Origin of the sequence: Pedobacter alluvionis, assembly GCF_003664035.1 — a bacterium.
Classification (GTDB): Bacteria; Bacteroidota; Bacteroidia; order Sphingobacteriales; family Sphingobacteriaceae; genus Pedobacter; species Pedobacter alluvionis.
This window is the reverse complement of sequence record NZ_RCCK01000010.1, coordinates 1428422-1442301: the sequence shown is the minus strand read 5'-3', so window position 1 is coordinate 1442301 and position 13880 is coordinate 1428422. Positions and strand designations below refer to the sequence as shown.

Here is a 13880-nt window from a genome sequence, read left to right as displayed (position 1 = left end):
ACTCAGGACTAAATTAATGATGTGCATGAACAGTTTCCAGTTCTGCTACTTCTACTTCTCCATCAGCAGTAATTTCTAAAAGCTTAACGGCTTTTAATTCATTTACCATAACCGGATCGTATTTGGCACGTACTTTCACATAATTTTTAGTAAAGCCGTGCATGTAACCCGATTTCTGATCTGCTTCGAAAAGCACTTCTGCTTCAGCACCAATTTGTGATTCGTAGAAAGCCCTGCGTTTTTTATCAGATAAAATATGGAGCATTTTACTGCGCTCATTACGTTCACTTCCTGCCACAACACCTTTCATTTCGGCTGCAGCTGTTAATTCGCGTTCGGAGTAAGTAAATACGTGTAAATAAGAAATATCAAGTTGGTTTAAAAACTGATAGGTATCCAGGAAATCTTCTTTCGTTTCGCCAGGAAAACCAACAATTACGTCTACGCCAATACAACAGTGAGGCATTACCTCCTTAATTTTAGCAACACGCTCAACATACAAATCGCTACGGTAACGACGGCGCATTAAACCTAAAATTTTATCAGAACCTGATTGCAGGGGAATATGAAAATGTGGAACAAACCTTTTAGAAGTAGATACAAACTGAATGATCTCATTGCTCAATAAGTTTGGCTCAATAGATGAAATACGGATTCTTTCAATTCCTTCTACCTCATCTAAAGCCTTAACAAGGTCAAAAAATTTATCTTCACGCTGGCCATTTCTCATTCCGAAATCACCAAGGTTTACACCGGTTAATACAATTTCTTTAACACCGCTATCTGCAATCATTTTTGCACGATTAACCACATTTTCAATGGTATCGCTACGGCTTGCACCGCGTGCTAAAGGAATGGTGCAGTATGTACAAGGGTAATCGCAACCATCCTGTACTTTCAAAAAAGTACGTGTTCTATCGCCAATTGAATAAGAGGCAATAAAATTATGGTTTACTTTCTCTATATTTTGCTGATGAATAAGCGTTTTAGGCTGTTTGGTTAAATCGGTAATATATTCAACTATCCTGAATTTTTCTGCAGCACCCAGAACCATATCAACTCCCTCTATTTCGGCAATTTCCTGTGGTTTTAGCTGTGCATAACAACCTACAATGGTTACAAAGGCATTTGGTGAATACTTTAAAGCTTCTTTAACAACTTTGCGGCACTTTTTATCGGCATGCTCCGTAACAGAGCAGGTATTGATCACATAAACATCGGCCTGATCCTGAAATTCTACTAAAGCATAACCTGCATCGGTAAATAAACGACCGATGGTTGAGGTTTCGGAGAAATTGAGTTTACAACCTAATGTATAAAATGCGACCTTTTTCATTGAGGCTGCAAAGATAATAAAATAGATGTGAGTATTATGATATGAGATTGGAGATTAAAGGTAAATTACAGTTTATTAACAATGCTGTTTCTAGTTTTTCGATTTTCAGCTCATTATAAACGATCGGGTGAAAACTGCTAACTGAAACCTATTTCTCCCGCCACCGGTAACTTTCCTGTTCGAAACCTGCTAAATCCAATACCCTGCTCACAACCGTTCCGGCTACTTCTTCGATGCTTTTAGGCAGACTATAAAAAGATGGATTAGCCGGACAAATAATGCCACCGGCTTCGGTAACTGTTTTCATATTGTTGATGTGGATTAAGCTAAAAGGTGTGTCGCGTACTACGGCAATCAGTTTTCTCCGCTCCTTTAGTACCACATCTGCAGCCCTTGAAATCAGATCGTTCGATATTCCGTGTGCAATACGTCCTAATGTGCCCATTGAGCATGGAACAATGATCATGGTATCGTATTTCGCCGAGCCTGAAGCAAAAGGTGCATTAAAATCGTTCTTATTATAAAAAGTAAAGTTTTTAAAGTCGTTATAGTTTTGATTGCCGAGTTCAAATTGCCAAACCTCTTTCGCATTATCACTCATCACTACACCAACAGCCTCAATCTGATCTTTTAATTTTAATAACTGATCAAATAAAACCTTTGCGTAAACTGAACCACTGGCACCGGTAACTGCAACAATCACTTTCTTTTTCATCATAACACAAAAATAATTTTCTAAATCTATTCAAACAAAAAAGGGCCAGAACAATGTTCTGACCCTACATCTACCTATGAAAAACATACCCTCGAAAGGGTAAGAACAAATATATATAAATTTTTAAAAAAATGTAATGGAGAAATGCTAAATCACTTAAATCAAATTTTAAACCCAAAAATTAAACACAAATAACTGATTATCAGATTAATAATTTTTAAAAAAAATAGGCAAAAACTTTTTTAATGCTTAAAAATGGTCACTTTTCAATAGAATGATGCTTAATATTGTCTTATAAATCAGTCTTAATTATCTTTTAATGACTCAATTTAAGTTTTTGCTTATCACTTTACAACCTTAACTTTACATTTTTTTGATATTTCTATAACATCATTTTATCTATAAATCTTAAAAATCGTATGCAGATTTTTAGAACAGATAAGAACAAAGCCATACATCTGAAATGTTTTATTGATAATAGCTTAAAGGGTTTCCAAATTAAATAAGGGAATGCAACAGCTTACAATAAAATTATTACACTTATCATTTACACCAATTTACCTGATAAATGTTAGATATTCCTTAAAAATCGGTTGGCGATTAACTGTGTAAGGATTATATTTGAGAAAGTGTCAACTCAAATATATGATAGATTTAGCTTCTCCATTCTTAAAAGCACTATTAAAACATTCTACAAGTCCTATAATCATTTTTAAAGTAAAGCCAATATTGGTGGTAGTAGAACATAACGATGCTTACCAGGCTTTAATTGAGCGCGTGGGTGGAAAATTAAAGTTATATGATATTGACATTATCCCAAACCTCTTATCTGATGCTGAAAAGAATATTCTAATTAAAACAGTTCAGAAAGTTAGTGAGCTTAAGGCAAAAAGTACGCTAATTATTCATCCCATCTATTCCAACTCACCAAACGTGAAGTGGGAATTGGAATTTTCTCCAGTATTACAAAATGACCGTCCGGTTGAATACCTCGTTTGCTCATTAAGGGAAATTCCAATGGATGAAAATGACCTTGAGCATATTTTATTTGAACTTTCGGAAAGTGAAGCACGTTTTAGGGGATTTTTTGAGCAGGCACCTTTAGGCATGTGTGTATTAAAAGGTCCGGAACTGATTACAGAGTATGCAAACGATAACATATTAAAAATTTGGGGTAAATCCAGAAAAGAAGTTATCGGATTACCTTTAGAAGAGGCACGGCCGGAATTTGAGAAACAGCAGGCGCTTGTAAAGCGTGTAAAAGACATTTTCAAAAACGAACAACCATTAACACTCAACGAATTAAAACTCTCCACAGCAGTTTCAGACGGTTATTTCATCGCTTTGTATGAACCTTTAAAAAATGATAAAAACGAAGTAAACAGAATTTTAGTGATCATCAAAGATATCACAGAGCAGGTAAACTTTAAAAAAGAACTACTTAAGGCTAAAGATATTTTAAAAATAGCCATGGATGCTTCAGAAATGGGCTCGTGGAATATCGACTTAGAAAACAAACAGATCCTACTGTCAGAAAGGGCACAACATATTTACGAACTGGAGAACAACAGATTGAGTATTGAGGAAGCCAAATCATTGATCAGCCCCGAATACATTGGACGTCTTACAAGCGGTATCAGACGTGCATTACACCACCGAAATGCTTTTAATATCGAATACCAGATTAATTTGAATGGTATAAGTGCAAAGCGTAAATGGTTAAGAACTGCAGGAAAAGCCTATTATAATGAGGAGGGAAAAGCCATTTATATTGCCGGAGCAGTTCTGGATATTACGGAACATAAACAGGATGAAATTAGAAAAAATGACTTTATCGGTATGGTAAGTCATGAGCTTAAAACTCCTTTAACATCTTTAAGCGCTTATGTACAGCTTTTACAATTTAAATTCAAAGAAACGGATAGCGACTTCCCTACTCAGATACTGGATAAGATAAATGTTCAGTTAAAGAGAATGTCATTAATGATCGATGGTTTCTTAAATGTCTCCTTATTAGAATCGGGTAAAATTTTATTGAATAAAACAAATTTTAATCTGGTTGATTTGATTAAAACTATTGCTGAAGAAAACAGAATGGTTTTACCCAGCCATTTTATCCAGGTAATTGGTCCGGAAGAAATGATGTTACATGCTGATATGGACAAAATTGGCAATGTAATTAATAACCTGATTGGCAACGCAGCGAAATACTCGAAAAAAGAATCTTTAATTGCAATAAAATGCGAAATACAAAAGGATTATCTGGTTGTTAGTGTAGAAGACGAAGGTATAGGCATTACAGAAGATAATATACCCAAACTTTTTGACCGTTTTTACCGTGTAGAAAGTCCTGATACTAAAACAATTGCAGGATTTGGAGTTGGCCTGTACATTTGTGCCGAAGTAATTCAAAGGCATGGGGGAAAAATCTGGGCAGAAAGCAAGTTGGGGCAAGGTTCTACATTTTATTTCAGCTTGCCCATCCCAAATGACCATTTGATGCCCTGAATATCTATTCAGTCGGTGTGGAATTAAACTTTTATCTCTTCCATTGCTAATTTAACGTTAACCGCCACCAAGCCACGCTCGTGTAATTCAATTTCAAAAACTATTTTCGAGTTTATATTAATTCGATCAGACACGTCATCTAATTGAAAATGGATATCCTGGCCATTTTCATCAATAATGATCCCATGCCCATTTTCAAAGTCAATCTGGATAACGTCTCCCTTTCTATTCACTCCCATTGCAGAATTTATTTTTTTTATAAATAATAGGCAATTATAATTAATTTACGTATAATTAAAAATACACAAATCTTTTTTTTTGAACAACTCCCAATTATGACTGATACTAAAACGAATTAATGCAAGCAAATAGCCAATTCCGTGTTTTAATGTTTTAATCTCGCTATACAATAAGCCAAAAGGTGTGTTGATTCTTTTGAAATCTTTTTACGGCTGAGGCTATCTTTAATATGGCCAACTGCATTTCCAAGTTTATCTTCCAAAAGATCAAGCATCCCGATAATGTTTTCTGGTACCACAGTTAAAGATAACATGGGGTAATATTTATGCTCGAGAACCTTTCGCTGACTATCTGTAGCTAAATCCAATGTCCACTCTTCGTCTGCAGAAAAACCATATTCGTGCCTGGTATTGTTCAATTCATACAAAAAAACTTTAGCCTGAGCTTTTTGATCGTTATTTGCCATTTTTACCAGGTTTTTTGGCGAAAGGATCAATTTCTGTTTTTGCTGTTTTACCTTTTCCCGATTGATAATCTGAGGGTGCCTTTTTATTTAGACTGGCCTCTTTCTTTTTGTCTCTACTCATAAAAATAAATGTTTACTGTTAGCTAAGACCAATCATCATTGCTTAAACAATTCGGTGGCTGGAATAAGGAATACTCACCCAAATAAGATTAGCGAATACTACAATGGTACATCAGCGAGAGAAAAGAAGTGATAGTATTACTGATATAAACAAATATACCTTTATTAATGGTTAGAACAGTCATAGAAGTCTGGTTATCAGGATATATTTATTTAAATATCAAAAAGAAAAGCATTACAAATAAAAAAGGGTCGAAAACTTAATTCCAACCCTTTATGTGCTTAAATTATTTTAAACTTTTATTTTTGAGATTGCTCAGGTGCTTTTCCAATCAGATCCATAAACTGATCTAATTTAGGCGTAATGATAATCTGTGTACGCCTGTTTTTGGCTTTTCCTCCTGGCGTATTGTTGTCGGCAATTGGATTAAATTCTCCACGTCCACCAGCGGTTAAGCGCTTAGGATCAACGGCATACTTCGTCTGCAATACCTGTACTACTGATGAAGCACGTAAGGCACTTAAATCCCAGTTGTTGCGGATGTTTGTTTGAACAATTGGCACATTATCGGTGTTACCTTCTATCAATACATCATAAGTATCGTAATCTTTAATAATTTTGGCAATTTTGCTTAAAGTTTCGCCAGCTTTATCAGAAACTTCGTAGCTACCTGATTTATATAACATGTTATCAGCTAAAGAGATGTAAACTACGCCTTTAAGTACCTGAACATCAACATCACCCAACTCTTCACGGCTTAATGACCTTGTTAAGTTATTAGTTAACACCATATTAAGTGAATCACTTTTATTTTTAGCATTCACTAATTGTTTGATGTATTTGTTTGAACTGTTAATCTCATCAACCAGTTTTGAAATGTTAACATTTCCCTGGTTACTCGAATTTAAACATTTGTTTAAAGCATCTTGCAGTGCCGTTACATTGGCTTTTTCTGATGCGATCTGCTCTTCCAGACTCTTAACCCTACTGGTGCTTCCGCTAAGTTCACGCTGGCTATCCTGGTATTTGTTACTGAGCTCCTGATTCCTATCTCTTAACTTAGCATAGGTATCCTGAAGTTCTGCATACTTTTTATTGCTTACGCAACCTGCAACAAGTGCAAGGGCAAAGAGCATTATGGGAATTGATTTGTATAATTTCATAATATTACCTTATTTGTTACCACTGCATTAGCAAATTCCTTGCCGTAAAGTTTTACGTCGGCTGCTGCTGATGTTAAAAGGTGTTAATTTTTACAGAATCGAAGCTTGCCAAAGAGTTATATGTTCTTAATCCTATACTCCCCGATTGGTATTGATTATCTGTTGCCGAAAGTACAGGCTGAACTGATCCGTTTATAAAGACATCAAATTTATCTGCCTTCGCCACTATTTTTAAAGTGTAAATTTTGTTCATTTCAACAGGATATTTCCCTGAACGTATTACGGTCCATTTTTGTCCGCTGGCTTTTCCAAATATTACAGTTCCATTAAGTTGGTCTAAGCCAACATAATATCCATGGTAGGCATCAGGACCAATAGCAGGATTAGAAACCCTAAACATTAAACCAGCATCACCTGCGGTATTGATTTTAACATCTGCCTGATAAACAAAATCTTTAAAGTCTGTTCCATTGGCCACATATTTAGATCCCTTTATGCCGTAGCCTCCAGAGCCTGCATTCGACGCAGCGTTTATCTGTCCATCTTTCCAAAACCAGCCACCGCCATAAAAAACCCAGTTGCTGGCCATTCCCTCATCAAAGTTTTCGACCAAAGTTTTATTTATTTTTTTTGGCTCACCGATTACAGGAAAACAGCTTAGGCGGATATTTTCAGACCCGTAGGGTACCAGGATAACTTCTTCCTGTTTTTCAGCTGATGCAATTGGACTAAAGGGCACATCAAAAGCAGACACTTTATTGTAACCTAAACCCCATGACGGAATCTTTTTTGCCCGAACCTTTATTTTAACCGGTGCATTTTCTGCAATAAAAGGGTTCTCTGGCATTTCCGACTTTAGTACGTTAGCGTTGCTTAAACCACTTTTATTGATCATTAAACCATAATTCCATGCCGATTCCGGATGGATTTCGTAATCTGCAAAGCCAGTAACTGGATACGTTTTGGTTACCTTATTTACCGCCTTAATTTCCAGTGCATAAACAATAGGTCCACGTTCTACACTTACAGAATTGTTTACTTGTGCCCTGGTAGTGATTTCCATTGGAAAATTCAGTTCTAACTGATCTTGATTTTTCCATTTGCGGCCTATAGTAAACATTTCTCCAGCTTTTACGCCTTTTAATGTTGCTCCGTTTAACTTAATACCTGGTTTTACGCTCCAGGCTGGAATTCTTAAAATTAATGGAAATGATGTACTGGCGGCAAGTTCTACTTTTAACCTGATTTGTTCTTCGAAAGGGTAATTGGTTTCTTCGGTAATTTTTATTTTTTTGTTTTCTGCTACTACAGTTTCTATTTCCATAGGACCATAAGTAATTACCGCCAAACCTTTCTCCGGAGTAGCTACTACACTACTTTTTACAAAATAAGGCCAGCCTATATGCATATTATATCGGCAGCAGCCATAGCCTGAATATGGACTGGAAACAATACCTGTAGCATAATCCTGATTAAAACCATGCTCGCCATGAATACTCTGCACCTGATTGGGTAATGTGTAATAGGAGTGATTTTTAAAATCCCGGCTAAACTGTGCAGGCAAAGCATTAAAAGCCACTTTTTCCAACTGATCACCAATTTTTACATCATGAATAACCTTTGCCGCAGTTTCTAAACTCTGCATCCATTCTACTACTGTACAGGTTTCTACCCCTTCTATGCTGCTTGTGCCTGCCAGGAATTCAGTTCCGGAACCTAAACCTTCTGGCTGACCGTGATCGTGCATAATATGTGCGATACCTTTAGAGAGTGCTTCAAGATTAGATGGAAGATCTTGAAGTTGGGCATAAACTACAGGAAATTTTAAAGCCTGAGCCACATTAACCATGTGTTTTGGCTGAAAATCGTCACCGAAGAAGTAAAATTCGTTATTGTTATAAATATCAATCCAGGGGTACGCCTGTCGTTTTAACTTTTCTACAAGTTTTAATAAATCCTGATCACCGGTTTTATTGTAAAGCCAGATGGCAATTTCCATGTTATCGCCCGCCCTTGCTTTGCCCCATTCTTTTAACGGATCAGCATCAAGATTGGCAAGTTCATATTTAAAATATCTGGAGAGAAATGGAATAACCCTTTTATCATTTGTGGCCTCGTAATAGCTTTGCAAAGCGTACATCATTGGCATGCGCGGCCACCAGTCTTTCATTTTCGGTGGACCAAATAATCCGTTAGCTTGTTGATTGCTTAAAGTCCAATCGATATACTTCTGCGCTTTCGCTTTTAGCATAGGATCATCTAACGTATAAGCCAATGCGACTAAACCCTTAACATAATAAGGGACGCGCTCCCATCCACTTCCATCGCCTCCCAGCCAATCGGAATTTTTACCAAGATTATCTTTTTCAGGATACAACTCTTCAGCCATTCCGGTTGCACCATCTCTTTGTTGTTCCAGCTGTTTTAACAACCATCCCTTTGCTTTAATACTGCCTATTGGTAATTGCACATAAACGTGCTGTTTTAAAGGTGCTTTATTAAATTCAGTTAAATTTTGGGCACGTAAAGTATGGACAAACAGACAGGATACCACGAAACAGATAGAAGTGATTATTCTTTTCATAAAGGGATTATTGGTTAGATAATATTTTATAAAACTAATAAAAATGAATGAATATTAAAACGATTTAGTAAGCGTATATTCGAGTAGTATAACTGTTAAATAAACCTTATGTGGTAGTTAGACTTTTGTAGCATAAGCAACAGCCTGAAACTTACCTTGATATTATAAGTTCAGCACCACGATCGTTAATCTGAGCGTAGTCGGAGACTTCTTGAGATTGGTAAATCGCAAATGAATGCCCTTAGATTATACTACCATTGACAGAATCTATTAGTACGGCCGTCATTCTCGCGCAGGCGGGAATCTTAAAGCGCTTGCATTACGATTCCCAATCAAGTTGGGAATGACGATTCCTCGGAGTCTAAAATCCGCTAAAAATCTGTCATTCATATTGATTTTTAATAATAAATCATACCTCAGGATGACATTTTTGCGATTTCCCCCCTAACTTAATGACATTGAGCAATACCTTCACAAAAGATAGTAACTAAAAGAAGGACTGTTCTGACAGAAAAGCATTAAACCTGCTTTACGAAAAATTCATTTTTTTCCAAAGGTAATACCTGGCCACGTATCTGTTCTAAATGGCGACGCTGGCAAGCCATCGTTACTAACCAGGTTACAAACAGGATTATTTCCCCATGCATAACGAACAGCAACAGGGTTTGCTACGTGATCGCTACTGACAAGAATCTGATTTCCCTTGATACTTGCTTTAGCCCAATAAAATTTCTTATCTGCTCCAGCGATGGCAAAACCCGTAAGTGCCGTGCCATCTGCGGCTTTTAATCCGTTTTCTGTATTGCTAAAGGTTAAAACAATCTGTTTTCCTTCAATTTTATTTGATTGATAAACGGGGCCGGAATAATTTATTTTTTGTCCATACGTTTTGGCAAGGGCAATTAATGCCAGTCTTCTGCCTACCTCCTGTTTGTTTTTAGGGTGGATATCTTTTGCATCGCCAATATCAATAATTGTGGCCATGCCCGTATTTGGCAAAGCGAGTGTTTTTTGCTGTGCCTCCCTAAGTTCTGCCCAGGCAGATTGTGCTGGCAAATTATCAACTTGCATAAAATTGGCCAACTGAACAAAATAAAATGGAAAATCGCCCTGCCCCCATTTTTGACGCCAATCTTTGATCATTGTTGGAAATAATTCACGGTATTGGTAAGCTCTGTCGGCATTAGCTTCTCCCTGATACCAAATAGCCCCTTTGATGGAGAATTGGCGGTAAGGATGAATCATAGCATGATACAAAACTGTTGGGCGGTTAGCGCCGTTTTCTTCATAAGGCTTAGGTTCAATATTTTTAAAATCCAAACCTATCTTATATTTCCATTCACCAGCCAGTAAAATTTTCACGGAAGCGCCATTTGTTAAATTTAAATCTTTAGCGTCACCATATAAACCACCTCCGCCTCCACTATCAAAAACCCTTACAGTGATCGTATTATCGCCAACTTTGAGCAAATTAGCAGGTATTGCATACGTTCTCGCAACATTATACCCTGCTGTTTCGCCCACTTTTACACCATTTATAAAAGTAATATCGTTATCATCAATAGTACCCAAATTAAGCTTTACCCTGTTCGTTTTCCAGTTTTCCGGAATGGTAACCTTTTTTGTAAACCAAACCACACCATCAAAATCTTTAAGTGCTGCGTCCTCCCATAAGGTCGGCAAAGTCATATTTTTCCAATTGCTACTTTCTACTAAAGCCCATTTCATCTGTCCGTCTTGATTACCTGAATCTTTATCTTTGGTGATTTTAATCCAATTTTTCAGCTTTTCTTCATAAGAAATTGAAGATGGATTTTTAGCAGATTTCTGAATCTTATCAACTGCAGCAGAAAAATCTGCCATCTTTTTTAAGGATTCTGCACTCGTCCAGGCTTCGGCAATTGTACCGCCCCAGGAAGTATGGATCAGGCCAATAGGGATTTTAGTTTTTTCATACACTTCGCGGGCGAAGAAATATGCGGTAGAAGAAAACTCCGCAATATATTTTGGACTGCATTCCTGCCAACCGCCATTGGCCACTTTAACATCATTAAGTGGAAAATTACTGGTAACATGTTCCGTCTGTAATAAACGGATATTGGGATATTTAGCTTCGGCAATTTCCTTTTCATTATTGAGAATTTTGCCCCAGCCTGCCAGTGGCATTTCCATGTTCGACTGCCCTGAACAGATCCATACATCGCCAATTAATACGTTATTGAGCACCAACAGTTCTCCATCTGATATGGTGATGGTATACGGTCCTCCGTAGCCTGGCGTTGCCACTTTAATTTTCCAATTACCTTTGACATCGGCAATTGCGCCATAATTAATTTTATTCCATGAAACCGTTACTTTAACTGCTTTACCTGCGTCTGATTTGCCCCAGATTGAAGCATTGGTTTTCTGCTGTAAAACCATGTTATTGCTAAAAACTGAGGGTAATAAAATTTTAGCTTGTATAAAGGGAGATATGCAAAGTAGTAGTGTGATGAGAAGTATAGATCTTAACCTGCGCGCGCTCATATTTTAACCTATTTTTTGATGATTAGAAAACGAATGTACGTTTTCTACCGGTCAACATCAATATACAGGTCTGCTTCAAACAAATTTTATGGCTAATGAGACAAAATTCATACAAATTATTTTGGGTAAGAACATCATTTTACTTATTTTGCAGTTCATAAAGAACAACGCTGGATTTAATAGTTATAGCCCCAAATGTTCTCTCAAATAAAAGAATTAATGATTAAGATTTTCATAGGCGGCCTTCCTGACAATATCCAAGAGATGGATTTGGCAATATTGGTTAGCCTTCATGGTAGGGTAGAAACAATTAAAATTGTTCGAGACAGGGCAACGGGTAAATGTAAAGGTTACGCTTTTCTGGAAATTTATAGTCTTCCCGATGCCAAAAACATCGTATCAACTCTAAATGGTGAAACATTTAAAGGTAATGTCATTACAGTTAAAATATCCGAAGAGGAAGGTGGTGCTAAAGCAGTAAAACCAAAACCCAACCCAACTTTTAAAAGTAAAAGGCCCAGATTACAACGCTAGTGTATTAAATCTGCCTTTACTGAAAGGCTCAAGAATAATGTTAATCTTTCTTGCTTTTTTGGCTATCCTGCTATAAAGATTGATTTATCCAATGCAAGATCAGCTTCGTATCTAATAGCCATAGGATGACGATACCCTCAAATCATTATGCGAAAGACCTCTACCATCTAGCTAATTTTACATAAACTTTATTTCTGTAGTGGTGGTCCTTTTCACACTTATCGGGCAGTATCTTACTTTACCGTGACTGGTGAAAAAATTGGCTACGGAAGGTGAAGGATAATTTTGTTTTTTTAACCACCGAGTTCACAGAGAAGAAATCACAGAGAAAACAGAGTCGTTTTTTACCTTAAACTTCGGACATCCCGATCCCTGAATTTTTGGACTAATTGCATTTATCATTAAGAAATAAACTTTGACAATCTACTAAGCATTACCCCAAAAAGATTGTCAAAGTAAATAATTGTTGATCTAAATCGTTTACCAATATACACTGTAAAGTGCGACCAATAAGCCGATGATGATTAAAGATTTTAATTAAATAAACTGGTTCCGTTATCGGTTTGAACGGTATAAGCATCCAGCTTGAGCCCGAATTGTAATAAATATTTTGAAGATAGCTCTTCTATTAAACCCACAATTTTTTCTTCTTTAACAATATTGATGGTACAACCACCAAAACCACCACCCATCATCCTGGCACCCAATACGTAATCTAGTGGTTTAACAGCTTCAACCAAAAAATCCAATTCCTTACAACTTACTTCATAATCTTTGCTTAAACCTTCGTGCGTTTCAAACATCAGGTTTCCTAAACCCTGCAGATTACCGTTTTCAAGTTGCTCTGCCGCTGTTAGTAAACGCCCTATTTCTTTCACTACAAAACTGCATTTTGTAAATACCTCTTCATCTTTTGGCTTAACGTGCGCTTCTAACATGCTAAGGTCTACATCGCGTAATGTATTAACACCAGGATAATGTTCTTTTACCCAGGCTACACCTTGCTCGCATTGGGCTCTTCTTTTATTGTAAGCCGAATCAGCAAGAGCATGTTTTACATTTGTATTTAAAAGCAAAAGTTTGTAGCCATCTAACTTTAAAGGGATATAAACATGTTTCATTGATCGGCAATCAAGCATGATGGCCTGATCTTTTTTACCAAATACAGAGGCAAACTGATCCATAATACCACAGTTAACACCAGCAAAAGTCTGTTCTGCCTTTTGAGCAATTAAAGCAATATCTATTTTTGGAACGTCAAGCAAAAAAAGCTGATCAAGCGCAAATCCGGTAGCACATTCTACAGCAGCGGACGACGATAGACCAGCGCCCAAAGGCACATCACCATCAATATAAAAGTTAAAGCCGCCCAACTTGTGACCTCTTTCTTTTAACTGATCGGCAACACCTAAAATGTAATTGGCCCAACTATTTTCTGATTTTTTCAGGCTTTTGATTGATGAAATATCAAATTGCTGATAACTTTCAGAAAATAAATGTATTTCATCGTCTTCTCTTTTTGATATGGCTACATAAATGGCTTTATCTATAGCAGCAGGCATTACAAAACCGCCATTGTAATCGGTATGCTCGCCTATAATATTAATCCTTCCCGGCGAACGTACTAAAATGGGTTCAGCATTGAAAAGTTTTTTAAATGTATTTTTTAAATGTTGTGCATTCATTA

General features: G+C 36.7%; 11 protein-coding genes. 2 read left to right on the top strand and 9 right to left on the bottom strand.

Annotated elements, in window-relative coordinates; genetic code table 11:
* Window positions 1–13: 13 nt before the first annotated feature.
* Together mtaB and BCL90_RS06295 are read right to left on the bottom strand one after the other, a co-directional pair.
* Entirely contained in the window at window positions 14–1336 is a 1323-nt protein-coding gene (gene mtaB / locus BCL90_RS06300) for a tRNA (N(6)-L-threonylcarbamoyladenosine(37)-C(2))-methylthiotransferase MtaB (RefSeq protein WP_121283145.1), read from the bottom strand.
* A 148-nt stretch (window positions 1337–1484) separates the two neighbouring features.
* Complete coding sequence (locus tag BCL90_RS06295; RefSeq protein ID WP_121283144.1) at window positions 1485–2054, bottom strand: UbiX family flavin prenyltransferase; 570 nt, start codon at window positions 2052–2054, stop codon at window positions 1485–1487.
* Between the two features lie 642 nt (window positions 2055–2696).
* Here BCL90_RS06295 and BCL90_RS06290 point away from each other — a divergent pair.
* On the top strand, window positions 2697–4559 hold the full coding sequence (locus tag BCL90_RS06290; protein WP_121283143.1) for a PAS domain-containing sensor histidine kinase: 1863 nt from the start codon (window positions 2697–2699) through the stop codon (window positions 4557–4559).
* Between the two features lie 23 nt (window positions 4560–4582).
* Here BCL90_RS06290 and BCL90_RS06285 read toward each other — a convergent pair whose 3' ends face one another.
* From BCL90_RS06285 to BCL90_RS06265, 6 genes are all read right to left on the bottom strand, one after another.
* Entirely contained in the window at window positions 4583–4798 is a 216-nt protein-coding gene (locus tag BCL90_RS06285) for a hypothetical protein (RefSeq protein WP_121283142.1), read from the bottom strand.
* 146 nt (window positions 4799–4944) lie between these two features.
* Window positions 4945–5265: a hypothetical protein gene (locus BCL90_RS06280; RefSeq protein ID WP_121283141.1), complete on the bottom strand. Its 321-nt coding sequence runs from the start codon at window positions 5263–5265 to the stop codon at window positions 4945–4947.
* Window positions 5255–5386 (bottom strand): hypothetical protein, encoded by a 132-nt coding sequence (locus BCL90_RS26100; protein ID WP_255512139.1) that lies wholly within the window; start codon window positions 5384–5386, stop codon window positions 5255–5257. The genes BCL90_RS06280 and BCL90_RS26100 overlap by 11 nt, the downstream gene beginning before the upstream one ends.
* 299 nt (window positions 5387–5685) lie before the next feature.
* Window positions 5686–6549: an OmpA family protein gene (locus BCL90_RS06275; RefSeq protein ID WP_121283140.1), complete on the bottom strand. Its 864-nt coding sequence runs from the start codon at window positions 6547–6549 to the stop codon at window positions 5686–5688.
* Window positions 6550–6622: 73 nt separating this feature from the next.
* Entirely contained in the window at window positions 6623–9133 is a 2511-nt protein-coding gene (locus BCL90_RS06270; RefSeq protein ID WP_121283139.1) for a beta-L-arabinofuranosidase domain-containing protein, read from the bottom strand.
* Window positions 9134–9673: 540 nt separating this feature from the next.
* The gene (locus BCL90_RS06265) at window positions 9674–11554 is read right to left on the bottom strand and encodes a sialate O-acetylesterase (RefSeq protein ID WP_166792186.1); all 1881 of its coding nucleotides are present in this window, start codon (window positions 11552–11554) and stop codon (window positions 9674–9676) included.
* Window positions 11555–11878: 324 nt separating this feature from the next.
* On the opposite strand from BCL90_RS06265, the gene BCL90_RS06260 reads away from it, so the two are divergent.
* Complete coding sequence (locus BCL90_RS06260; RefSeq protein ID WP_121283463.1) at window positions 11879–12193, top strand: RNA recognition motif domain-containing protein; 315 nt, start codon at window positions 11879–11881, stop codon at window positions 12191–12193.
* A 533-nt stretch (window positions 12194–12726) separates the two neighbouring features.
* Here BCL90_RS06260 and BCL90_RS06255 read toward each other — a convergent pair.
* On the bottom strand, window positions 12727–13878 hold the full coding sequence (locus BCL90_RS06255) for a galactokinase (RefSeq protein ID WP_121283137.1): 1152 nt from the start codon (window positions 13876–13878) through the stop codon (window positions 12727–12729).
* Between the last annotated feature and the right edge of the window lie 2 nt (window positions 13879–13880).

Excerpts from the sequence above, each read along its gene's own strand:
- mtaB (WP_121283145.1), bottom strand. The coding sequence starts at position 1,336 with ATGAAAAAGGTCGCATTTTATACATTAGGTTGTAAACTCAATTTCTCC.
- BCL90_RS06295 (WP_121283144.1), bottom strand. The coding sequence starts at position 2,054 with ATGATGAAAAAGAAAGTGATTGTTGCAGTTACCGGTGCCAGTGGTTCA.
- BCL90_RS06290 (WP_121283143.1), top strand. The coding sequence starts at position 2,697 with ATGATAGATTTAGCTTCTCCATTCTTAAAAGCACTATTAAAACATTCT.
- BCL90_RS06285 (WP_121283142.1), bottom strand. The coding sequence starts at position 4,798 with ATGGGAGTGAATAGAAAGGGAGACGTTATCCAGATTGACTTTGAAAAT.
- BCL90_RS06280 (WP_121283141.1), bottom strand. The coding sequence starts at position 5,265 with ATGGCAAATAACGATCAAAAAGCTCAGGCTAAAGTTTTTTTGTATGAA.
- BCL90_RS26100 (WP_255512139.1), bottom strand. The coding sequence starts at position 5,386 with ATGAGTAGAGACAAAAAGAAAGAGGCCAGTCTAAATAAAAAGGCACCC.
- BCL90_RS06275 (WP_121283140.1), bottom strand. The coding sequence starts at position 6,549 with ATGAAATTATACAAATCAATTCCCATAATGCTCTTTGCCCTTGCACTT.
- BCL90_RS06270 (WP_121283139.1), bottom strand. The coding sequence starts at position 9,133 with ATGAAAAGAATAATCACTTCTATCTGTTTCGTGGTATCCTGTCTGTTT.
- BCL90_RS06265 (WP_166792186.1), bottom strand. The coding sequence starts at position 11,554 with ATGGTTTTACAGCAGAAAACCAATGCTTCAATCTGGGGCAAATCAGAC.
- BCL90_RS06260 (WP_121283463.1), top strand. The coding sequence starts at position 11,879 with ATGATTAAGATTTTCATAGGCGGCCTTCCTGACAATATCCAAGAGATG.
- BCL90_RS06255 (WP_121283137.1), bottom strand. The coding sequence starts at position 13,878 with ATGAATGCACAACATTTAAAAAATACATTTAAAAAACTTTTCAATGCT.